Source organism: Carboxydothermus islandicus, from assembly GCF_001950325.1.
Taxonomy (GTDB): domain Bacteria; phylum Bacillota; class Z-2901; order Carboxydothermales; family Carboxydothermaceae; genus Carboxydothermus; species Carboxydothermus islandicus.
Genome location: NZ_BDJL01000139.1, coordinates 1 through 241 on the forward strand (window position 1 = coordinate 1; position 241 = coordinate 241).

A 241-nucleotide genomic window follows, 5' to 3' on the forward strand; every position below is an offset into this window, starting at 1 on the left:
ATTTCCTTTACCGTTAGTGCGCCAACGGGACAGGAGGTAACACATACCGGAAAATCAGAGACACCTTTGCATAAATCGCATTTTATACAGCGGTCAATCACCCTGATAGCATGAAACGGGCAGGCTTTTTCACAAAGCCCACAGCCGGTGCACTTTTCTTCCGAACAAACTACTCTGCCTTCTTCGTCATAAAAAAGCGCATTTTCCGGACAAGCTTCTATGCATTTAGCTTTTTTGCAAT

Annotated in this window: 1 protein-coding gene; it reads right to left on the reverse strand. The window is 44.4% G+C overall.

Features of this window, described 5'->3' with window-relative positions:
• A partial coding sequence (locus ciss_RS11905; protein ID WP_143298566.1) for a 4Fe-4S binding protein occupies positions 1–241 on the reverse strand: 241 nt, incomplete at both ends.